Source organism: Mycobacterium sp. 1245852.3, from assembly GCF_001669335.1.
Taxonomy (GTDB): Bacteria; Actinomycetota; Actinomycetes; order Mycobacteriales; family Mycobacteriaceae; genus Mycobacterium; species Mycobacterium europaeum_A.
In genome coordinates this window covers 37,165-57,279 of the sequence record NZ_LZLL01000192.1, presented here as the reverse complement: position 1 = coordinate 57,279, position 20,115 = coordinate 37,165, and the positions used below count along the sequence as shown (strand labels likewise).

Below are 20,115 nucleotides of genomic sequence, written 5' to 3'. Positions count from 1 at the left end.
CTGGGCGCCATCCGTTCGCGCGGCGGAACCACCATCGGCCAGTCACCCGAGGACGCGTTGTTCCCGGCGATGCCGACCAACGCCGTTGATGCCGGCGTGGTGGATCGGCAGTCGCCGGCGGCCGGCATCGGCGCGGTCCTCAAAGAGCTGTCGCACCGAGAGATAGAGGATTCCGACATGGAGCGCGACTCCGCGATGGAGCTCGAGAACCGCATCGCCATGATGTCGCGGTTCGCGACCGATTTCGATACCGAGAAACTGGGATCACCGTCGGGCTACACCTGCCCCGACTGCAATGGCTCGCTGGTTTCCGTCAGCGAGGGCAATTTCCGCTGCCAGGTGGGCCACGCGTGGACGGCCGAGGCCCTGCTGGGCGCGCGGGACACCGAACTCGAGGGGGCGATGTGGATCGCGGTGCGCAGCCTGCAGGAAAAGGCCAGGCTGGCCCGGGGCATGGCCGCCAAAGCTGGAACCGAGCTGCTCGTGCGGCGCTACATGGCGATTGCGGAGGAGACCGAGCGCGCGCTGACCCTGCTCAGCGACCGGCTCTCGACCACCGCCCAGCAAGAGGGTGAAGCTGGATGACCGGCGACCGACCGACTGTCCGGATCGAGCGGGAGACGTCTCAAGACCTGCCGATCCTGACCGTGGCGGGGGTACTCGACAGCTCGACCTATCGGACCATCCGTGACGCGGTCATCAAGGCCGCGATCGACGAACCCCGCGCGGTGATTGTCGACATCAACGGCCTGCATGCGCCATCGGCCTCCGCGTGGACGGTGTTCACCAGCGCTCGCTGGCACGTCAGCGTCTGGCCCGATGTGCCGATCCTGCTGGTTGCTTCCGCCCCGCAGGTGCGGCGCGCGATGAGCGCGGCCGGGGTGACCCGGTATGTGCCCATACATGCCACCCGCGAGATCGCCCTGGACGCCGTGGCGAGTCAGTCCCTGCGAGTGCGACGCCGGGCCCGCGCCAGCCTGGCACGAAACATCAGCAGCCTCGAGGTTGCGCGCAGTGTGATCGGCGAATGGCTCACCCAGTGGGACATCGGCGAGGTGATCCCGGTCGCTGCCACGCTGGCCACCGTCTTCGTCGAAAACGTTCTCGACCACACGCGGAGTGCACCGGTGTTGATCGTCGAGAGCTACCAAGACACCGTCACGGTCGCCGTGGAGGACAACAGTTCTCGCCTGCCCGGGCGGCACGAAGACGCCGCCCTCGGCGCCGACATCGTCTCTGGGCTGGCCATCGTCGCCGCGTTGTGCCGGGCGTGGGGCGCGACCCCGACGTCGTCGGGCAAAACCGTGTGGGCTTTGATCGGTCAGGAAAACCAGTTCTGACCGCGAGTAGTGTTCATGTCCTTCGGTAAATCGTTATCGACGGGACGTGCATGGAATCCACGACTGACGAGGCTTTCGAAGCCCTGTTGCGGTTTATGCGGGATTCGCGCGGATTCGACTTCACCGGCTACAAGCGCACCTCACTGATGCGGCGCGTCCGGCACCGGATGGACCAGGCGGGCTACGCCGCGTTCGACGACTACCTCGATTTCCTGCAGGCCAGTTCCGATGAATTCACCGCGCTGTTCAACACCGTCCTGATCAACGTCACTTCGTTCTTCCGTGACCCCGATGCGTGGGAGTTCGTCAGCGCCGAGGTCATACCGCGGTTGCTGGCCGAGCGCGGCCCCGCCGATCCGATTCGGGTGTGGAGCGCCGGCTGCGCCTCGGGGCAGGAGGCCTATACGCTGGCCATGCTCTTCGCCGAGGCATTAGGACCGGACGGGTTCCGGGAACGGGTCAAGATCTACGCCACCGATGTCGACGAGGACGCGCTCAGCGAGGCGCGGGCCGCCTCCTACGACGCCAAGGCGGTCGAGTCCGTACCGCCGGATCTGTTGGGGCGCTATTTCGAACAGCTCAACGGCCGCTACGCTTTTCACAAAGACCTGCGGCGCGCGGTGATCTTCGGCCGCAACGACTTGGTCAAGGACGCGCCGATCTCGCGCGTGGATCTGCTGGTGTGCCGCAACAGCCTGATGTATCTCAACGCGGAGACGCAGCGAAACGTGTTGGGGCGTCTGCATTTCGCCCTAGCGCCGCAGGGCACGCTGTTTCTCGGGCACGCCGAGATGTTGCTCAGCCACGGAGAAAGATTCACTCCGGTGAACCTCAAACACCGGATCTTTCGCAAGGTGGCCGGAACTCACGGCGGAGTGGATCGCTACGATCCCAATGCGGCGTTCTACGAGCGCAACGTGGACCTGCCGGGGTTGACGACGGTGCGCGACTTGGCATTTCGCGCCAGTCCGGTGGCCCAGATCGTGGTCACCGGCGAGGACACCGTCGCCATGATCAACCAGCAGGCCGAGACCACCTTCGGGCTCTCGGCCCGCGACATCGGCCGGCTGCTGCGCGATCTCGAGGTGTCCTACCGTCCGGTGGAGCTTCGTGCATATCTAGAGCAGGCCAAGGTGGAGCGGCGCTCGGCGCGGATCCAGGACGTCAAGTGGCAGCGGCCGGGTGCCGAAACGGTGTGGTTCGAGATCCACGTCAACCCCCTCGTCGACGCCGAGAACGGCTTGCTCGGGGTGTCGATCGTGTTCTTCGACGTCACCGCGACGCGCGCGCTGCTGGACAAGGTCGTCCAAACCAATCGGCAACTCGAGGTGGCCTACGAAGAGCTGCAATCCACTAACGAGGAACTCGAGACCACCAACGAGGAATTGCAATCCACGGTCGAGGAACTCGAGACCACCAACGAGGAACTGCAGTCGACCAACGAAGAACTCGAGACCATGAACGAGGAGCTGCAGTCCACCAACGACGAACTGCACACCATCAACGAGATGTTGCGCGAGCGCAGCCTGGAATTGGACGAAGCCAAGCATTTCCAGGATTCGCTGATCGACTCGGTTCGGATGGGCATGGTGGTGGTCGACCGGGAAATGAAGGTGATCCTGTGGAACCGCGGCTGTGAGGAGCTCTGGGGGCTGCGGGCCGACGAAGCGACGGGGTCAAGGCTGACCAACCTGGACATCGGCCTGCCGCTTGATGCCGTGCGGCCCTTGATCGGCAACGCTTTTGTCGACCCGGAGAGCTCCGGTCACGTGGTGGTGGACGCCGTGAACCGGCGTGGCCGTCCGGCCACGGTGCGCATCACGTGCACGTCGTTCCGCTCCAGCGAGGGGACGGTCGGCGGGGCGCTGCTGCTGATGGAGGTTGTCGGTTAGTTACCCGTGATCTGGTGGTGCGACAACCGATTCGGCCACCGGACGGATGCTTCCTCGGTGGCCTGATGAGCTAGTTGCGCGCGGGACCGTGATTCCTGGGCCCTGCGTCGAGCCAAGGCAACCGTCTCCTGCGTGGCGCCCAATCCCACCGTTAGCTCCCGCCGCCTGCGTTGCAGTTCTGCCGCCCGACGTCGGGCGAGCTCGCCCCGGGCCGCCGCAGTGTTGCTGCCAAACTTCGGGGGTAAGCCGTCGAGAACGCCGTAGGTGGTGGCAATGGCCGCGCCGACGTCCATAGCCTGGGGTGCCGGTGATTTCCGCTGTTGGGGTAGCGGTGCCCCACCGACGATGCCGACCAAGACCTGCCCGATTTCGTCGATGTCCAACACCAGGTCGGCGCCGGCGCGCGCGGCGGCTAGCGGCATCGACGGGTACTGCGCCGTCGCCGGACTTTCGGCGATGACGATGGCACCGGCATCCTTCATCGCGACGGTGCCCGCCGCCCCGTCGTGTCCCGACCCCGACAGCACCACGGCAACGCTCCTCGGTCCGTACGAACTGGCCATGGACGTCAGCAGCACGTCCGACCCCTGGGTCCCGTGGTTGACCCCGCTGTGCAGCCGGAAGTGGGCATCGACGGTGACTTCCAACAGCATTCCCGGCGGGCAGACCGCCACCTGTCCCGGTGTGAGGGCCTGTCCCTGGCGCGCCCAGCCGACCGGACGATCCGTCAGTCGGCCCAGGATGGTGGGCAGGACGCTGGTGTGGCCCCCCAGGTGTTGTTGCACGACGACGGCGGCCGGAAAATCCGGGGGCAGATCGCGCAAGACCGTCGACAGGGCTTCCAGGCCACCCGCCGACGCCAGCAGCGCCACCAGCTCAACGGCGGTGCCGTGCCCGTGAGTCTGCATCCCTCAAGTCTCCACCTTGCCGACCCACGCCGCAGTCCCGGGCGATCCCGGTTTAGCGCTTACCTCTAGTCCACGTGGCGAACCTCGGGCCTGCAGGCGAAGAGGCCGTCGCAGCCGTTTCGCGATTTCCGCGCAGGGTATGCCATCTGGTGTTGGCAGAAGGACGGTGGCGCGGAGGGAATAGCAGTTGAGGGTGGCAATTGTCAGTGGCGACGACGTCGTCGGGGAGGACCCGGAGCAGCTATGCGCCGCGCTGGCGGCCCAGGGCCACAACGCCACTATCTGCCTGCGACGAGCCAGCCGGCGTTCCGCGCAAGTGGCCGCCGAGGCCAATTACCACCGCATCTCGGTTCCCGTCGGTCCCCGCAAGGCGGCATCACCGGTTGACGTGCTGCCCGATGTGGGGGAGTGGGCGGCCACTTTGGACCGGATCTGGTCGACCGAGCCTCCAGACGTCGTGCACGCCTACGGCTGGCTGGGCGGCTTGGCCGCCCAGCTGGCCGCGCGCCGTCGACACATCCCGACCGTGCAGACCTTTTTGGGGTTGGCCGCGACATCGCGTGGCCACGCCGGGGCGGAACGGAACGAACGGGAGCGCGTGGAACCGCTCCTGGCGCGCAGCGCTACCTGGGTGACGGGTGAGAGCAGCGTCGACGCCGATGCGCTGACCCGACTGCGTCACCGCCGGGCCAGGGTGTACACTTTGACGTGCGGTGTTGACGCCGAGCGCTACAGTCCGACTGGTCCGGCAGTATCGCGTAACGGGCTGCAACGTATCCTGCTGGTGGCGCCAAATCCGTTGTGGTGCAATGGCCTCGATATCGCAATCCGTGCGCTGCCCAAGGTGCGCGGCGCCGAATTGTTGATCGTCGAAAACGACGCCAATAGCAGCGGCCACGACGATGCACGTGCGCAGCTGCAACGTCTCGCGTCGGAGCTGGGTGTGGACGACCGCGTGCGCTTCGCCGGCCGGGTCGCCGATGCCGAACTACCCAAGTTCATCCGGTCTGCCGACATGGTGGCATGCACGCCCCGTCAACCGCCCCGGGCCACCGCCGTGTTGCAGGCCATGTCCAGCGGGGTGGCGGTTGTCGCGGCCAGTGTGGGTGTGCTGGCCGACATCGTGCTCGACGACATCACCGGTCTGGTGGTGCCGCCGGAGAATCCCGTCGCGTTGGCCGCGGCGGCGAGAAGGCTTCTCGGCCAGCGCTTTCAGTCCAAGAGCATGGGTTCGTCGGGCCGTAGCCGCGCCGTGTCGCGGTTCGCGTGGCCGCGAATTGCGCTCGACACACTGAACATTTACGAAACCGTCGGGCCGCAGGACCGGATCGCTGCACCATCGACGGCGCGATGAGGCAATGATGCGAGGCCCGAACGCAAAGCATCCAGGCCGGCCATGACCACCGTGACGAGTGAGGCCGCCCGCAAACCCGCGAAGCCGGCAGTGGGGCTCGTCGGGGAATCGGACGAGGGGCCCGGGTCCGGTTATTGTCCCGCACGTCCGGTGCTCGGCCGCGAGGCCGAACCGGCGATCCGCCCAGCCGCTGTGCAATACAAGCAGTTTCGCACTGTCGATGCACAGGCCGCACGGCGGTTCTTCGTCGGCGCGTATCAACCGGGCTGGCGCATCTCCGGGCTCACCACTCACGCCGCGATGTCACATCGGCGCAGTGATGCCGGTCTGTTGACGGTCGATGAGGTGATGATCCAGGGTCGTTCGACCCTCGAGATCTCGGCATCCGACACCATCGTGGTGGTCCAGCCGCGTGCGGGATCGTTGAGCGTCGCGGGCGGTCCGCTGGCGACCACGGACTTCCCCATTCTCGTCGCGCATGGCATGTCGTGCGTATTGCACTGCAATAGCGCGCGTTTCGACGTGATCAAGGTCGAGGCGGAAGCGTTGCAGAGAGTCGCCGCGGACTGGCATTCGTCGCTGGGGCAGCAGACCCGGTTCTTGAATTGGCGCCCGCGCTCCCGTGCGGCCGTGCGGGCATGGCACCGAGCCCTGGACTATGTGGTGGCGACGTTGACTTCCGCCGACACCGCCGCGCAGCCGCGGATCGCGGCGGGTATGGCCAACCTGGTGGCCGGTGCGCTGCTCGAGTGCTACCCGTCCAACCTCACCGAACACGACCCGGCCAGCGATCTCACCCTGCCCGAAACCCTCAAGGAGGCAGTGTCTTTCATCCACCGCCACGCCGCCGAAGACATCGGCATCAACGAGGTCGCGGCGGCGGTGCACCTGACCCCCAGGGCGGTGCAGTACCTCTTTCGGCGACAGCTCGACACGACTCCGACCGAATACATGCGCCGCGTCCGGCTCAGCCGCGCCCATCAAGAGCTGATGACAGCGACGACCCCCGGCTCGACCGTCACCGAGATCGCCCAGCGGTGGGGCTTCGCGCATACCGGTCGATTCGCGGTGCTCTATCGGCAGACCTATGGCCAAAGCCCGCACACCACGCTGAGGCAGCAGGCCGCATCCTCCTGACGGCCAAGCCTGCCGGGTCAACCGTTCAGTCGATGCAGGAGCTGATCGGCGGCATAGCGCCCGCTGGCCAGCGCGCCCGCCGCGGTGGCCGGATTGTCGATGCCCACCGCCTCACCCGCCAGGTAAAGCCGGTCACCGATCGGTTGCTGTAGCCGGCGCCGGTCGTCGAGGCCGGAGCCGGGCGGGTGAAACGAATAGGCGCCGAGGGCGTACGGGTCGACGGTCCAGTTCGAGGTCCGCACCTCGGTCAGCGAGATGTTGTCGCCGAAGAGCCGGCGGGCCACGGGCAGCGCGCTGGCCAGCACGTCCCCGGGCGCGCGTGACTCCACGAATCGCCCGCGCTCGCCGCCGTTGAGCGCCAACACGATTGGGCCGGCATCGCCGGGCAGGGTGAACCATTGTGACCACAGCCCGCCTTCGGGCCCGAGGTACTGGTAAAAAGCGTTGTCTACCTTCCACGTTCGCTGGTCCACGCGAAAGAAGCTCTTGGACAATGCGCCGAAACCCAGGGCGGTCACGGCCCGGGCGTGCGCGTCGGGCAGCGGCGGATCGAAGGCGATCGCACCGGATTTCAGCACGCCGAGGGGAACGGTGACGATCGCGGCCGGACCCCGAAACGACTTGTCTTTGGCCCGCACGATGACTGCGTCATCGCGTTGCACGATCGCGGTGACCGGCGTGTTGAGTTCGATGGTCAGCCCCTCGGCAAGCGAATTGGGCAGGGCGTCATAGCCGTTGATGATGACGTCCTGGTCGCCGCCGGCGTAATCGCCCTTGTCGAAGGTGGCGGCCGAAAGCTGATTCGCGTCGGCGGCGTATTCGTCCTCGATCTCGGTGGTCAGATAGAAGGCCAGCTGGGCGCGGTCGGATGCGGACAGCCGTGCGCCGTCGGCGGCGGCTTGCACCGCGGCGCCCAGGCTTGTCGCGTCGCGCAGACCGCGCGCCCGTTCGACAAACGATCGCCAGGTTGCGCTCTGGTAATCCAGCGGCTGTAGCGCGGGATCGACCGCGAGCCTGACCCACCCGTAATAGTCGGTGCTTACCAGTTGCGATCGCGCCCGGCGGGCCAGCTCGGTCAGCGGGTTGTCCGTCGTGCCGTGGATCCACGAGGCGCCCAGCTCCAGGGGCGTGCCCCAGCCGCGGTCGGTGCAGACCCGGCCACCGATGCGGTCGCGGGCTTCGATGACGCGAACCGGGCGCCCGGCGTCGGCAAGGATGCGGGCGGCGGACAAACCCGCCATCCCGGCGCCGACGACGAGGATCGAGGTGGTGTCCGGCGCGGGCCGAGCGGACGGGCGGCCCGTGGCGGGTGTCGGTTGGTTCGGTGCGCACCCGGCGGCCAGCGCGCCACCGGCCACGCCGGTCGCGGCCGCGAAGAATGCCCGGCGCGACAACCCCGACACGAGTCTAAGCGTCTCATAAGAATCGTTTGCCGGATTTACCAAAAGCGAACCGAACTTAGGGATAAAATCGTCCCATCCTTAGCTGCGGCAACGGCGCCGCGTTGGAGGGGGGAGCGGTGATGAGTGCTCGACGATCGGCCCGCCCGGTTGACCCGTTCCCCGACCGGCTGCCGCCCAGTGAGACCGTCACGGTCCGGGCGGCCGACGGCACCCGGTTGCACGCGGAGGTGTTCGGGCCGCCCGACGGTTATCCGATCGTCTTGACGCACGGCATCACCTGCGCCATCCGGGCGTGGGCGTACCAGATCGCCGACCTGTCCCACGACTACCGGGTGATCGCCTTCGATCATCGCGGCCACGGCCGCAGCGGCGTGCCACGAGCCAATAATTACAGCCTCAAACACCTTGCCTCCGACCTGGATTCGGTGCTGGATGCGACCTTGGCGCCGCACGAACGCGCCGTGGTGGCCGGCCACTCGATGGGCGGCATCACCATCGCGGCGTGGTCGGAGCGCTACCGCCACAAGGTTCCCCGGCGCGCGGACGCGGTCGCGCTGATCAACACCACCACCGGCGATCTGATCCGCAAGGTGCAGCTGTTGCCGGTGCCCTACGGGTTGTCGCCGGCCCGGGTTCTGGCCGGCCGCACCCTGATCAATGCGTTCGGTGGGTTCGCGGTGCCCGGTCCCGCCCGCATCCCGAGCCGCTATGTGGTGGCGATGCTGGCCACCGGACGAGACGCCGATCCGGGCATCGCCAGGCTTGTCTACGAGCTCTTCGAGAGCACCTCACCGGCGGGACGGGCGGGGTGCGCGAGGGCGCTGGTCGCGTCTCTCGGGTCGCGCTATCTCGACCTGGACGGATTGACCGTCCCGACGTTGGTCATCGGCAGCGAACGCGACCGGCTCACCCCGATCAGCCAGTCCCGCAGGATCGCGCGCAGCGTGCCCAACCTGATCGACCTGGTCGAACTGCCCGGCGGGCACTGCTCGATGCTCGAACACCCCCGCGAGGTGAACCGCCAGCTGCGCGCGCTCGCCGAAACGGCGATGCGCAACGCGGCCACCCGCCGGATCAGCTCATAGCAGCGCGGTGATCTCCGCGGCCGCGCGCTGCCCGGACCGAATCGCCCCGTCGAGGAAACCGGTCCACTCGTCGGCGGTTTCGGTGCCGGCCCAGTGGATCGGCCCGACCGGTTCGCGCAGCCACGGCCCGAACCGGGTCCACGATCCCGGCGGCACCGCGGCGGTGGGGCCGCCCGGCGCGAATTCCTCTGCGCCCCAACGGTGATCGACGTAGTCCAAGGGCTTGAGCGCGTCGTCTCCGAAAAGCGTTGCAAAGCAGCGCAACGCGTCGCGGCGACGCTGATCGCTGGGTAGCGAGTCGAACGAGCGGGCGTCGACGAAACCCATCAGGATGCCCGGTCCGTCCGGGTGCGGACTGACGTCGAACGTGATGAAGACCGGGCCCTCGTCGGACAGCGCCTGCCCGGAAAACCCGTTGGTCCGCCAAAACGGCGTGGAGTAGGCGGCGTAGGCCTTGCTGAGCCGGCCCTGCGGCCAGTGCCGGGCGAGTTGCTCGTACTCGGCGGGCAGCGGGGGAGTGAACTCGATGGAGGCGCGGTGAGCCGGCGGGATGGCGACGATGACGAACCCGGCCTCGGTCTCGCCGAGGTCGGTGGTGACGGTGACGCCCGCGCCGTGCCGCTCGATCCGCCGCACCGGGGCGTTGAGCACCACCCGGGTGCCCAGTTCGGCGGCCGCCGCCTCGGCGATCTGTTGCGTGCCACCGGGGAAGCGGTCCTGTTGGGCGCCGTCCTCGACGTCGAGCAGCCGGTCCAGCCCGCCGGCCGCGTGCGCGTAGCGGGCGGCGTGCAGCATCGACACGTCGTCGGGTTCGCATCCCCAGGTCACCCGCGCCACGATCGCCAGCAGGTCGTGCGAGGAAGCCGTCGCACGCACCGAGCGCAACCAGCCGCCGAGCGACAGGCCGTCGAGTTCACGCGCGCGGCGGGCGTCCCACGGCGCCGCCAGCGGGACGCTGCGCGCGATCCTGTCGAATTGCCAGCGCAGCCGGCCGATATCCAGCAGGCCGGTCAGCGAAAGCTTGGGGATGGTGCCGTGATACGCGTGCGTCCACCCGCGCCAATGGATCAGGTTCTTGCCGTCGTGATGCGTCGGGGTGGTCGGGACGTCGAGTTCGGCGGCCATCGCCAGTACGGCGTCCTGGGTCGGCCCGACGAACGTGCCGCCCAGATCGGCCGGCAATCCGGCGACGCTGCCGGTCAGGGACCGTCCGCCGACGCGGTCGCGGCCCTCGAAAACCGCCACATCGTGGCCTTGCCGTGCCAGCTCGCGCGCCGCGGCGAGTCCGGCGAAGCCCGCACCGACGACGACAACGTCGACAATGCGCGGCGGATTCGACACGCGGTCTAGTGAACCGCATTTCTGCGCATTTCATGGCAATTTCTTACAAGCTGGTCGCCGGCGTTTGGCTCACGGCGATGGCAAACATATGCCTAGCTCGCTATGTTAATTACGCTGCCACCACGTGCTTTCCGAAAGCCCCGTCACCAGTTCTGCCGCCAGTCCTGCCAGTTCAGCCGTGGTCGCCGGCACCGCGCCGAACCTGCGCACCGTGGCCCTGGGCAGCATGATCGGCACCACCATCGAGTGGTATGACTTCTACCTGTACGCGACCGCGTCGGCGTTGGTCTTCAAACCGCTTTTCTTCCCGAATATCTCATCGACCGCGGGGACACTGGCTTCGTTCGCCACCTACGCCGCCGGATTCGGGGCCCGGCCCCTCGGTGCGGTGCTGTCGGGGCACTTCGGCGACCGGTTGGGCCGCAAGGCGGTTCTGGTGGGCGCGTTGGTGGTGATGGGTCTGGTCACCACCGCGATCGGAGCGCTGCCGACCTATGCCGCGGCCGGGTTGCTGGCGCCGGCGCTGCTGGCGACCCTGCGGGTGGTGCAGGGCCTGGCCGTGGGGGCCGAATGGGGTGGCGCCGCCGTGCTCTCGGTGGAGCACGCACCGCCCGATCGTCGCGGATTGTTCGGCAGCTTCACCCAGTTGGGCTCGCCGGCCGGCATGCTGTTGGCGACCTCGGTGTTCTTCCTCGCGCGCAAGGTCACCGGGCCGGCCTTCCTCACCTACGGATGGCGAATCCCGTTCCTGCTCAGCGTTTTTCTGGTCGGCATCGGCCTGTTCGTCCGGCTGAAGCTCACCGATGCGGAAATCTTCGAGCGGCTCAAGCGGCGCGACGAGCTGGCCCGGCTGCCGATAGTGGAGGTGCTGCGCACCGACTCGCGCAACGTGGTCATCACCACCGGGTTGCGGCTGTCGCAGATCGGGCTTTTCGTCTTGTTGACGACGTATTCGCTTAGCTATCTTCAGGATTCATTCGGCAAGGGCAGCGCGGTGGGTCTGATCGCGGTGCTGGTCTCCTCGGCGCTCGGGTTGCTCAGCACGCCGGGCTGGGCGCTGCTGTCGGACCGGGTGGGGCGGCGGCCACCGTATCTGTTCGGCGCGCTGGCCGGCGTCGTGGCCCTGGCGTTGTTCTTCCTGGCCGCCGGCAGCGGGTCGGCGCTATGGGTCGTGCTGGCAATCGTGTTCGGCGTCAACGTCGTTCATGACGCGATGTATGGCCCGCAGGCGGCCTGGTTCGCCGAGCTCTTCGGCACCCGGGTGCGCTACAGCGGCGCGTCGCTGGGTTATCAGATCGGTGCCGTACTGTCGGGAGGGTTCGCGCCGTTGATCGCCGCGTCGTTGTTGGTGGTCGGCGGTAGCCGGCCGTGGCTGATCGTGGCGTACTTCGCGGTGCTGGCGGTGATCACGATTGCCGCCGCGTACGCGGCGCGCGAGACGCGTGAGGATGACATCGGGTGAGTGCGCCGCGCAGGATCTTTCTCAACGCCTTCGACATGGCCTGTGTCGGGCATCAGTCCGCGGGGTTGTGGCGGCATCCCGACGATCAGGGCTACCGGTACCGGGAGCTGGGCTATTGGACCGAGCTGGCCCGCATCCTGGAGACCGGCGGATTCGACGCGTTGTTTCTCGCCGACGTGCTCGGGGTCTACGACGTGTACGGCGGCTCGCGCGACGCTGCGGTCCTCGACGCCGCCCAGTTTCCGGTCAACGACCCCACGGCCGCGGTCTCGGCGATGGCGGCGGTGACCGAGGGCCTCGGCTTCGGGATCACCCTGTCGCTGACCTACGAGCAGCCCTACGCGCTGGCCCGCCGGCTCTCGACGCTGGACCACCTGACCGGCGGCCGGGTGGCGTGGAACATCGTCACGTCCTATTTGGACAGCGCCGCAAGGAATTTGGGCCTGGACGCCCAGATCCCGCACGACCAGCGTTACGAGATCGCCGACGAGTACCTCGAGGTCTGCTACAAGCTGTGGGAGGGGTCGTGGGAGGCCGACGCCGTGGTGCGCGACCCGCAGCGGGGCGTCTTCACCGACCCGGCCAAGGTGCACGACATCGAGCACAAGGGCCGTTATTTCTCGGTGCCCGGTCCGTTCCTGTGCGAGCCGTCGCCACAACGCACCCCGGTGCTGTTCCAGGCGGGCGCGTCGGCGCGGGGCGTGCGGTTCGCGGCGGCCCACGCCGAGGCGGTCTTCGTGTCGGGCCCGACGCCGCAGATCGTTCGCGGTCCGGTGCGCGCGTTGCGGACCGCCGCCGCCGAGCTGGGCCGCGACCCACGCTCGATCAAGGTGTTCACCATGGTGACCCCGGTGGTCGCCGAGACCCACGACGAGGCCGTCGCCAAGCTGGCTGAATACCGGCGGTACGTCAGCCCCGCCGCAGCGCTGGCGTTGTTCGGCGGCTGGACCGGGGTCGACCTGGCCGAACTCGACCCCGGCGAACCGCTGAAATACGTAGAGACCGACGCCAACCGCTCGGCGCTGGCCTCGTTCACCACCGCCGCGCCGGAACGCGCCTGGACGGTGGGCGAGCTGGCCGAGGAGATCGGGATCGGCGGCCGCGGCCCGGTGCTGGTGGGTTCGCCGACCGAGGTGGCCGACGAACTCGAGCGGTGGGTCACCGAGGCCGACGTCGACGGGTTCAACCTGGCTTACGTGACGACCCCGGGCACCTTCGTCGATTTCGCGAAGTTCGTTGTCCCCGAGCTGCGTCGGCGGGGACGCGTCCCCGAGCGGCCGCCGCGTTCCACGCTGCGCCAGCGGCTCGGCGCCGGGGGGCCGCTGCTGCCCGACGACCACCCGGGCGCGGCCTACCGCCGCTGAATTACCGCCGCTGACCTAGGGCGCGACCGTCAGCCAATCCTTGAACCCGGACGGGTCGTGGCGGCCCAGCGCGCCGTGCTCGTAGAGGCCCCAACCCTCGACCGGCTCGCCGTCGCCGTCGCGGCAGACCGCGCGGCCGACGTGGTCGATCACGCCGAACCCCGCGCGGCCGACGATGGCCGGGTCGGTCATGTCGTACGTCAGCCGCTCGGCGAACTTTTCGCCCTTCCAGGTGCCGTGGATCCAGTCGGAGTCGCCGCCGTAGCCGCCGCCGACGTGAATGGGCACCGGCAGCTTGGACTCGACGTCGAAGTGGACCGGGGTCCCGTCCGGGGTGGTGGCGTCGATCGTCGCGCCGGTCGGGATGCGGGTCCCGGAGCGGTAGTGGATCTTGACTCGGGGCCAGCCCAGCTGCTCGACGCGCCCGTCGCGCCAAATGCGGGTGCAGTCGTTGAGCGAGCGGAACCCGTTGGGCTCTTCCTGGATGATGAGCACGATGGCGAAATCGTCGAATGCCATGGGTACGTAGAGCCACCACATCCCCTCGAAGGGCGGGTCGGCGGGCCGGCCCGCGGGCTCGGCCTCGCCGATCGGTCGGATGCCCCAGGACCGGTCGCGACTGCCCAGCCAGGTGTCGGGGTCGACGGTGATCTGCTCGCCGTCGATGACGATGTGCCCGCTCCAGCTGCCCAGCTGCGCGAAGCGCTGCGCGTCCAGGGTGACCCGGTTGCCCGAGCGCAGGATGTGCGGTTGTTCCTGCACGACGTCGAACAGGCCATTCCACGTGAGATCGGCTGCGATGCCTTCGGTTTCGTCGAGCACGAGGCGCAGCTTGCGCAGCGGTTCGATGACCTCGACGCGGTAGCCGTTGACGTGCTGGTTGAGCCGGTCTTGATCGATGGCGTCCGAAACATGAACGGCGGTCTGGGTATCCCCGCGCCGGATGAGCAGGAACGCGTCCTTGACCCCGAGGTTGGGGTAGTAGCCGATGCCGCTGATCACGAAGATGTTGCCGGTGCGGTCGTGGGCGTTGAAGTAGGAGCGGTCGTAGAAGTTGCGGTCCGAGGAGCCCGGCCAGGCGATCGGCTGGGGGATCTGATGTACCGGGAACTCGTCGAGCGGTCCGAGCATTACTGGTCCTCTCCGATTAAGCCCTCGCCGATCAACCCCTCACCGATTAGCCTGCGCATCAATCCGGCGTGATAGAACAGTGATTCGACGTCGTCGGGCTTTTCGGTCTCGCCGAAGTGCACCCGCCGGGCGCCGGTGCGCATGAACACGCACGCCCACATCACGCCGGAGTACACGTAGAACCAGTGCAGGTCGCCGACTTCGACTCCGGCCAGCCGCGCGTAGGTGGCGCGCACGTCCTCCTCGCGCATCACCCCGGGTAGCCCGGGCAGGGTGGCTAGGCCGGCCAGCTCCTGAAAGACCATGTGCGCGAAGATCATCCACGCCACGTCCAGCTCGCGCGGACCCAACGTCACCATCTCCCAGTCCAGCACCGCCACCGGCCGGAAATCGTGGTACAGCACGTTGCCGACCCGGGCGTCACCCCACAGCAGCACCGGCTCGGCGGCGGCCGCCGCGGCCGGCCAGTTGGCCTCCAGCCAGTCGAAGGTCCGCTCCAGTAGCGGTGATCGCCCGATGTCGGGTACCGCGAAGTCATACCAGGACCGCACCCAGTTGAAGTGCTTGCGCAGCGCGGTGTCGCCGGATTGCCCCTCGGTGAGGAAGCCAAATGTGCTCTGCGCGTTCGGGATCGAGTGCAACGTGGCCAGGACGCCGACGGTGGCGTCCTGCAGTTCGCGCTGCCGCTCGGCGGGCGCGTCGGCAAACCAGTTGCCGCCGAAGGTGTACGGCATGACGTCGGGCGGCACCTCACCCTCGACGTAGTCCATCACGAAAAACGGTGTGCCCAGGACGTCGCCGGTGTTCTCCAGCCAGCGCACCCGGGGCACGGGCACGTCGGTCAGCTCACCCACTTTGCGGATGACGTCGAATTGGTGGTCGAGCCGGTAGGTCGGGAAGACCTGCACATCCTCGGCGGTGGGCGCCACCCGCGCCACCAGCTTCTGTTCGGTCGGCCGGCCGTCCTGTTGCCAGCGGGTGGTCAGGATGATCGTTTCCGACGACATGCCCGTCGAATCCACGCCGCTTTCCACGGTCACCTCGGGATTTGCGGCGTCCGGCAGTACGGTGGAGAGCCAGCGTGACATGACCGTCGGCAATGTGCTGACGTCGCGGCTGGAGCGTTGCAGCCGGTCGACGTTGTCGACCGCCGGTTCTGTTGCCATAAGGTGCCTCCTTCGTTGAGGCAATTACGATACGGTAGGTAGCGTTATGAAAGCAGACCCGTCCGGCCTTGACAAGGCCTCCGGCGCCGGCCGCCCGCGCGATCCGCGTATCGACTCCGCGATCCTTTCGGCGACCGCGGAACTGCTTGTCCAAACGGGCTATTCCAACATCAGCCTGGCCGCGGTCGCCGAGCGCGCCGGCACCACGAAATCCGCGCTGTACCGCCGGTGGTCGAGCAAGGCCGAGCTGGTGCACGAGGCCGCGTTCCCGACGGCCCCGACCGCCCTGGAGTCGCCGGCCGGGGACATCGCCGCCGACATGCGGATGATGATCGAGGCCACCCGCGACGTGTTCACCACCCCGGTGGTGCGTGCCGCGTTGCCCGGTCTGGTTGCCGACATGACGGCCGACCCGGCGCTCAACGCGCGGGTGATGTCGCGGTTCGTGGATTTGTTCACCGCGGTGCGGGTGCGGCTGCGGGAGGCGGTTGACCGGGGCGAAGCCCATCCCGATGTGGATCCCGACCGGTTGATCGAGTTGATTGGGGGAGCGACGATGCTGCGGATGCTGCTGCGTCCGGAAGAGGAGCTCGACGAGGCGTGGGTGGAGCAGACCACCGCCATCGTCGTACACGGGGTGCGGCGGTGACGGGGCGGCTTGCCGGTCGCGCCGCGATCGTCACCGGCGGCAGCCGCGGTCTGGGCCGGGCCATCGCGCTGGCCCTGGCCGCCGAGGGTGCCGCCGTGGCGGTCGCCGGGCGTACCGAAGAAGTCTGGGACGACCGGCTGCCGGGAACCATTGGCGAGACCGTCGCCGACATCGAGGCCGCCGGCGGGCGTGCCCTGCCGGTCCGGGCGGACCTGACCGACCGTGAGCAGGTTGCCCGGCTGGTGCAGTCGGCGCGAGAGGCGTTGGGTCCCATCGGGATTCTGGTCAACAATGCGGCCTTCACCGCGCCCGGGCGACCGCCGAAGCCGGGCGCGCAACCGCGTGACGGCACCGCCAAGCCGTCGGCTGCCGCCAAGCCGTCGGGTGCCGTCAAGCCAGGCTGGCCGGGATTCGTCAGCACGCCCCTGCACGCGTATCGCCGGCACTTCGACATCGCCGTCTTCGCGGCCTACGAGCTGATGCAGATGGTGTGCCCCGACATGATCGAGGCGGGTGGCGGCTCGATCATCAACATCACCTCGGTCGCGTCGCGACTGCCGGGCGATGGGCCGTACGCCGACCGCAGCGGTGGCGTGCTGCCCGGGTATGGCGGATCCAAGGCCGCGCTCGAGCACCTGACCCAGTGCGCCGCATTCGATCTGACCGACCACAACATCGCGGTTAATGCGCTGTCGCCGTCCAAACCGATCCTCACCCCGGGGCTCGCCTACTATGCCCGCAGCTTTGATGACACCGCGTCGGAGGATGAATTCGCCCGTGCGGCAGTCGAATTGGCCCTAGTCGATCCCGGGAAGGTCACCGGCCGCACCATCGGTCACCTTCAGGTCCTCGACGGCAGTTTCCGGCCTTTCACGCCTGCCTAGACCGGCTGGCCTTCGGGCGGGTCGGGATCCCCGCGCAGCAGCTCGTCGGGATGGTGCGCATGATTGACCTCGGGCGGCCCCTTGCCGTCGGTCCAGGCGAGTCGGCCGTTGCCGGCCACCGCGGTGCGCCATTCGCCGCGCCCCACCGCGCCGTGGTCGGATCCGCAGGCGAAGAACAGGTTGTCGGCGTCCGTGCGTCCGCCCTCTGCCCATTCGTGGGCGTGGTGAATTTCGCAATGATAGCCGGGTTCGAGGCAATTGGGGTGGGTGCAGCCTCGGTCACGGGCGTAGCAGACGAGCCGTTGGTCCGCGGATGCGATGCGTTTTTGACGCCCTAGATACAACGGCCGGCCGGTGTGCTCGTCGAACACCGCAAGATAGTGAATCGCCTTGACGGCCATGCGAATCAAATCCGGCATGGGCAGTCGTGAACCGCCGCCGGTGTGCGCCGGCGCGGGCATCGGGATCGACGAGTCGACCGCGGCGTGCGCGGCTCGGTCGAGTTCGGCCAGCGTGGTCGTGGCGATCACGGTGACGGGCAGCCCGCGGTGCGCCCTGAGACCGCCGGAGGCGAGGGCGATTTCGAGGCCAAGCTTGAGGGCGTCGTGGCCGCGTTGGGCCGGGGTGCGATCATCGCGCGTCTCGGGATCGCTGTCGGGGGTCTGATGGCGCCCGGGCCGCACCGCCGCTTCGAGGGCTTCGAAGTAGGCCCTGGCCTCGGGATCCAGTAGGCCGGAGAGTCGGGACATTCCGTCGGGCCCCTGCGGGCCGAGGTACACGCCACGGCGGCGGGCGCGATCGACGTCGGTGAAGCGGCCGTCGGGATTGAGATAGTCGGCAATCCGGTGGCCCAGCTTGGTGACCACGGCGGCGTCGAGCTTGGTCGCGTGCCGTACCAGCGTGCGCTCGGCATCCGCCACATCACACGGCGATACGCAGGAGGGCAAGGTGTCCACGGCGGCGCAGACGGCGCGGATGTGGTCCTCACCCACCGCGCCGGCGGCCACCGCCTCCGCCAACGCCGGCAGTTCGGGTTCCAGGGGCGCGCCGGTCAGCGAATGGCGCGGCTGGAGACGCGCAGCGAGCCGAAAGCGGCGCGCGACTTCCTTGGGAGTGATGCGTAGCCGCGCCCACAGCGTGCCGCGCACCGCCGGAACGCACTCTGACCCGTCCGGCGGCTCGGCGATTTCGCCGAAAGTCCGGTACATCAGGCCGCGATTGGCGCGGTCCTGGGCCTCCAGGCGCTCGGCGACGCCGACCCGAAAGGCATTGCCGACCGCGTCCGACGGGGTCTGGCGCAGCACCTCGTGGGCAGCATCGATCGCGTCGAGCGCCGAGCAGATGCGCTCTCGCGCCAGTTCCGCGTTCACCAGAGGACCCATACAGCCCACGGTATCGAACACGAGTTCGAACAGGCACCGCCCACGCACCGTCTGTGGATGAACCGCCGACTGTGGATAAGCGGCGACGCCGGTCCTGGCCCTGGGGCCGCTTGACGTGCAAGTATGAGAAAAGTCAGTGCCGCGACGGCGGCAGGCAACCAATCGAGTGGTGTGCCAATGCCTGGTATAGACAAGCCGACAGGGCGAGTCGTTGCCCTGATCGTCCTGCTGCTCGTGGTCGCGGCCGCCCTGCGCGGCTACCTTCCGGCTCGTCACGATGCGGTGCGCAACGAGTCGGGCGGTCGCGCGGCGCTGGCCTTCGTGGTAGCGGCCCTGGCCGTGACGCTCGCGCTGATCGCGATCGCCGTCGTCGCGCGGTTGCGTGACCCCCGCGCTCCCGCGCCGACCGCAGGGGCACTGTCCGAGATGCTCGGCACCGGCCGGGGGCGGCCGAGCTGGCGCGTGTTGCTGATCGGACTCGCCGTGATCGCGGCCTGGCTCGTGGTCGTGATGCTGCTGGCCCGCTTCCTGGGCCACGGCGTCGCGCCGGCCCCGTCACCACCCGATACCGGTGCGGCGCCGCCGACGAACCCGTCCGCGCCGCCGCCGCAGCAGCAGCCTCAACACCGTCCCCGCGACGGCTCGCAGAACTTGCTCGGGATCCTGCTTGCCTGCACGGTCGCGATGTTGGTGTTGTTCGTCGGCGGTACGGTCGCCACGGCGCGACGGCGCTGGCGTCCGACCGCACCCGTCGTCGCCGACGAACCGGCGGAGCCGCCGGCGCCGGCGGCGCGTTCGGAGTCGCTGGCGCGGGCCGCCGAACGCGGTCTGGCCGAGATGACGGACCTGAGCCGCGAACCGCGCGAGGCGATCATCGCCTGCTATGCCGCGATGGAACGTGAACTCGCACATGTTCCCGGCGCCGCCCCCCGGGAATTCGACACCCCCACCGAGGTGCTGGCCCGCGCGGTCGAGCACCACGCCCTGCACGCCGACAACGCCGTCCAATTGGTGAACCTGTTCGCCGAGGCGCGGTTCAGCCCCCATGTGATGAACGAGGGCCACCGCGACATCGCGGTAGGCGTCCTCCGGTTGGTCCTCGACGAGCTGGGTTCGCGGAGTGCCGCATGAAAAAGATTACGACCCTTGGCGTTTGCCTCATCGTCGGCATCGAACTGTTGGCGCTGACGCAGCAGGATAGACGCTGGGTGTTGGCGGCCTCCGGCGTGGGGCTGGCGCTGGTGCTGCTCACTCTGCGTCGCGCATTGGCGCGGGGGCCCGATGCCGACACGGAGGCCGACGCCGACGATCTCGGGGATTCGTTGCGCCGCTGGCTTGCCACCACCGAGACGACGATCCGGTGGTCGGAGTCGACGCGGGCCGACTGGGACAGGCATCTACGCCCGATGCTCGCCCGCCGGTACGAGATGACAACTGGCCAAAGGCGATCCAAGGACTCCGGGGCGTATCACGCAACCGGACGCATGCTGTTTGGTGTGGAACTGTGGGAATGGGTCAATCCCAACAACGTGGTGCGCGGCGGTGACCGCCAACCCGGTCCGGGCCGTGCGGCGCTGCAAGAGATTCTGCAAAAGCTGGAGCAGGTATGACAGGAGG

Annotated in this window: 18 protein-coding genes; 12 read left to right on the top strand and 6 right to left on the bottom strand. The window is 68.3% G+C overall.

All coding sequences use genetic code 11. From position 1 onward, the window contains the following. The 3 genes from A9W96_RS08765 to A9W96_RS08755 form a co-directional block, all read left to right on the top strand. Positions 1–585 (top strand): chemotaxis protein CheB (locus A9W96_RS08765; RefSeq protein WP_304441730.1); only part of this gene is annotated, 585 nt, incomplete at its 5' end. Beyond that, positions 582–1,340, top strand: coding sequence for an STAS domain-containing protein (locus A9W96_RS08760; RefSeq protein ID WP_067139033.1), 759 nt, complete (start codon positions 582–584; stop codon positions 1,338–1,340). The genes A9W96_RS08765 and A9W96_RS08760, both read left to right, overlap by 4 nt. Positions 1,341–1,390: 50 nt before the next feature. After that, a complete protein-coding gene (locus A9W96_RS08755) occupies positions 1,391–3,232 on the top strand; it encodes a CheR family methyltransferase (RefSeq protein ID WP_067139030.1) in 1,842 nt (613 codons plus the stop codon). Here the strand turns inward: A9W96_RS08755 and A9W96_RS08750 are convergent. Further along, positions 3,229–4,140: a chemotaxis protein CheB gene (locus A9W96_RS08750; RefSeq protein WP_067139028.1), complete on the bottom strand. Its 912-nt coding sequence runs from the start codon at positions 4,138–4,140 to the stop codon at positions 3,229–3,231. The two genes, A9W96_RS08755 and A9W96_RS08750, sit on opposite strands and share 4 nt — an antisense overlap. Before the next feature lie 187 nt (positions 4,141–4,327). Here A9W96_RS08750 and A9W96_RS08745 point away from each other — a divergent pair, with 187 nt between their 5' ends. After that, positions 4,328–5,494 carry a glycosyltransferase gene (locus A9W96_RS08745; RefSeq protein WP_067139025.1) on the top strand — a complete coding sequence of 389 codons (1,167 nt, stop codon included), beginning with the start codon at positions 4,328–4,330 and terminating at the stop codon, positions 5,492–5,494. Positions 5,495–5,536: 42 nt separating this feature from the next. Further along, positions 5,537–6,631, top strand: a complete 1,095-nt coding sequence (locus tag A9W96_RS08740) for a helix-turn-helix domain-containing protein (RefSeq protein WP_067139022.1) — start codon at positions 5,537–5,539, stop codon at positions 6,629–6,631. 17 nt (positions 6,632–6,648) lie between these two features. On the opposite strand, the gene A9W96_RS08735 is transcribed toward A9W96_RS08740, so the two are convergent. Continuing rightward, a complete protein-coding gene (locus tag A9W96_RS08735; protein WP_067139019.1) occupies positions 6,649–8,034 on the bottom strand; it encodes an NAD(P)/FAD-dependent oxidoreductase in 1,386 nt (461 codons plus the stop codon). 119 nt (positions 8,035–8,153) lie between these two features. Here A9W96_RS08735 and A9W96_RS08730 point away from each other — a divergent pair, with 119 nt between their 5' ends. Continuing rightward, complete coding sequence (locus tag A9W96_RS08730) at positions 8,154–9,119, top strand: alpha/beta fold hydrolase (protein WP_067139016.1); 966 nt, start codon at positions 8,154–8,156, stop codon at positions 9,117–9,119. Here the strand turns inward: A9W96_RS08730 and A9W96_RS08725 are convergent. After that, positions 9,114–10,460 carry a flavin monoamine oxidase family protein gene (locus tag A9W96_RS08725; RefSeq protein WP_066870911.1) on the bottom strand — a complete coding sequence of 449 codons (1,347 nt, stop codon included), beginning with the start codon at positions 10,458–10,460 and terminating at the stop codon, positions 9,114–9,116. The two genes, A9W96_RS08730 and A9W96_RS08725, sit on opposite strands and share 6 nt — an antisense overlap. Before the next feature lie 226 nt (positions 10,461–10,686). Between A9W96_RS08725 and A9W96_RS08720 the strand changes: the two genes are divergently transcribed. Beyond that, positions 10,687–11,922, top strand: a complete 1,236-nt coding sequence (locus A9W96_RS08720; protein ID WP_197499461.1) for an MFS transporter — start codon at positions 10,687–10,689, stop codon at positions 11,920–11,922. Further along, the gene (locus A9W96_RS08715; RefSeq protein ID WP_067139009.1) at positions 11,919–13,286 is read left to right on the top strand and encodes an LLM class flavin-dependent oxidoreductase; all 1,368 of its coding nucleotides are present in this window, start codon (positions 11,919–11,921) and stop codon (positions 13,284–13,286) included. Before A9W96_RS08720 ends, A9W96_RS08715 begins: the two co-directional genes overlap by 4 nt. 15 nt (positions 13,287–13,301) lie before the next feature. Here the strand turns inward: A9W96_RS08715 and A9W96_RS08710 are convergent, their stop codons facing one another. Both A9W96_RS08710 and A9W96_RS08705 read right to left on the bottom strand, forming a co-directional pair. Beyond that, a complete protein-coding gene (locus A9W96_RS08710; protein ID WP_066882001.1) occupies positions 13,302–14,417 on the bottom strand; it encodes a hypothetical protein in 1,116 nt (371 codons plus the stop codon). Continuing rightward, a complete protein-coding gene (locus tag A9W96_RS08705) occupies positions 14,417–15,583 on the bottom strand; it encodes a phosphotransferase family protein (protein ID WP_067139007.1) in 1,167 nt (388 codons plus the stop codon). Before A9W96_RS08705 ends, A9W96_RS08710 begins: the two co-directional genes overlap by 1 nt. A gap of 46 nt (positions 15,584–15,629) precedes the next feature. On the opposite strand from A9W96_RS08705, the gene A9W96_RS08700 reads away from it, so the two are divergent. Continuing rightward, the gene (locus tag A9W96_RS08700; RefSeq protein ID WP_066870894.1) at positions 15,630–16,232 is read left to right on the top strand and encodes a TetR/AcrR family transcriptional regulator; all 603 of its coding nucleotides are present in this window, start codon (positions 15,630–15,632) and stop codon (positions 16,230–16,232) included. After that, positions 16,229–17,116, top strand: coding sequence for an SDR family NAD(P)-dependent oxidoreductase (locus A9W96_RS08695; protein ID WP_067139004.1), 888 nt, complete (start codon positions 16,229–16,231; stop codon positions 17,114–17,116). The genes A9W96_RS08700 and A9W96_RS08695 overlap by 4 nt, the downstream gene beginning before the upstream one ends. Here the strand turns inward: A9W96_RS08695 and A9W96_RS08690 are convergent. Beyond that, positions 17,113–18,498 carry an HNH endonuclease signature motif containing protein gene (locus tag A9W96_RS08690; protein ID WP_067139001.1) on the bottom strand — a complete coding sequence of 462 codons (1,386 nt, stop codon included), beginning with the start codon at positions 18,496–18,498 and terminating at the stop codon, positions 17,113–17,115. The genes A9W96_RS08695 and A9W96_RS08690 overlap by 4 nt on opposite strands. Positions 18,499–18,675: 177 nt before the next feature. Here A9W96_RS08690 and A9W96_RS08685 point away from each other — a divergent pair, with 177 nt between their 5' ends. Together A9W96_RS08685 and A9W96_RS08680 are read left to right on the top strand one after the other, a co-directional pair. Next, the gene (locus tag A9W96_RS08685; protein ID WP_066870887.1) at positions 18,676–19,629 is read left to right on the top strand and encodes a DUF4129 domain-containing protein; all 954 of its coding nucleotides are present in this window, start codon (positions 18,676–18,678) and stop codon (positions 19,627–19,629) included. After that, positions 19,626–20,108 (top strand): hypothetical protein, encoded by a 483-nt coding sequence (locus A9W96_RS08680; RefSeq protein WP_066870879.1) that lies wholly within the window; start codon positions 19,626–19,628, stop codon positions 20,106–20,108. Before A9W96_RS08685 ends, A9W96_RS08680 begins: the two co-directional genes overlap by 4 nt. Positions 20,109–20,115: the final 7 nt, after the last annotated feature.

What these genes read in the sequence shown, in the direction of transcription:
- A9W96_RS08690 (WP_067139001.1), bottom strand. Translation starts at nt 18,498, where the DNA reads ATGGGTCCTCTGGTGAACGCGGAACTGGCGCGAGAGCGCATCTGCTCG.
- A9W96_RS08700 (WP_066870894.1), top strand. Translation starts at nt 15,630, where the DNA reads ATGAAAGCAGACCCGTCCGGCCTTGACAAGGCCTCCGGCGCCGGCCGC.
- A9W96_RS08760 (WP_067139033.1), top strand. Translation starts at nt 582, where the DNA reads ATGACCGGCGACCGACCGACTGTCCGGATCGAGCGGGAGACGTCTCAA.
- A9W96_RS08685 (WP_066870887.1), top strand. Translation starts at nt 18,676, where the DNA reads ATGCCTGGTATAGACAAGCCGACAGGGCGAGTCGTTGCCCTGATCGTC.
- A9W96_RS08680 (WP_066870879.1), top strand. Translation starts at nt 19,626, where the DNA reads ATGAAAAAGATTACGACCCTTGGCGTTTGCCTCATCGTCGGCATCGAA.
- A9W96_RS08750 (WP_067139028.1), bottom strand. Translation starts at nt 4,140, where the DNA reads ATGCAGACTCACGGGCACGGCACCGCCGTTGAGCTGGTGGCGCTGCTG.
- A9W96_RS08720 (WP_197499461.1), top strand. Translation starts at nt 10,687, where the DNA reads ATGATCGGCACCACCATCGAGTGGTATGACTTCTACCTGTACGCGACC.
- A9W96_RS08705 (WP_067139007.1), bottom strand. Translation starts at nt 15,583, where the DNA reads ATGGCAACAGAACCGGCGGTCGACAACGTCGACCGGCTGCAACGCTCC.
- A9W96_RS08710 (WP_066882001.1), bottom strand. Translation starts at nt 14,417, where the DNA reads ATGCTCGGACCGCTCGACGAGTTCCCGGTACATCAGATCCCCCAGCCG.
- A9W96_RS08730 (WP_067139016.1), top strand. Translation starts at nt 8,154, where the DNA reads ATGAGTGCTCGACGATCGGCCCGCCCGGTTGACCCGTTCCCCGACCGG.
- A9W96_RS08740 (WP_067139022.1), top strand. Translation starts at nt 5,537, where the DNA reads ATGACCACCGTGACGAGTGAGGCCGCCCGCAAACCCGCGAAGCCGGCA.
- A9W96_RS08755 (WP_067139030.1), top strand. Translation starts at nt 1,391, where the DNA reads ATGGAATCCACGACTGACGAGGCTTTCGAAGCCCTGTTGCGGTTTATG.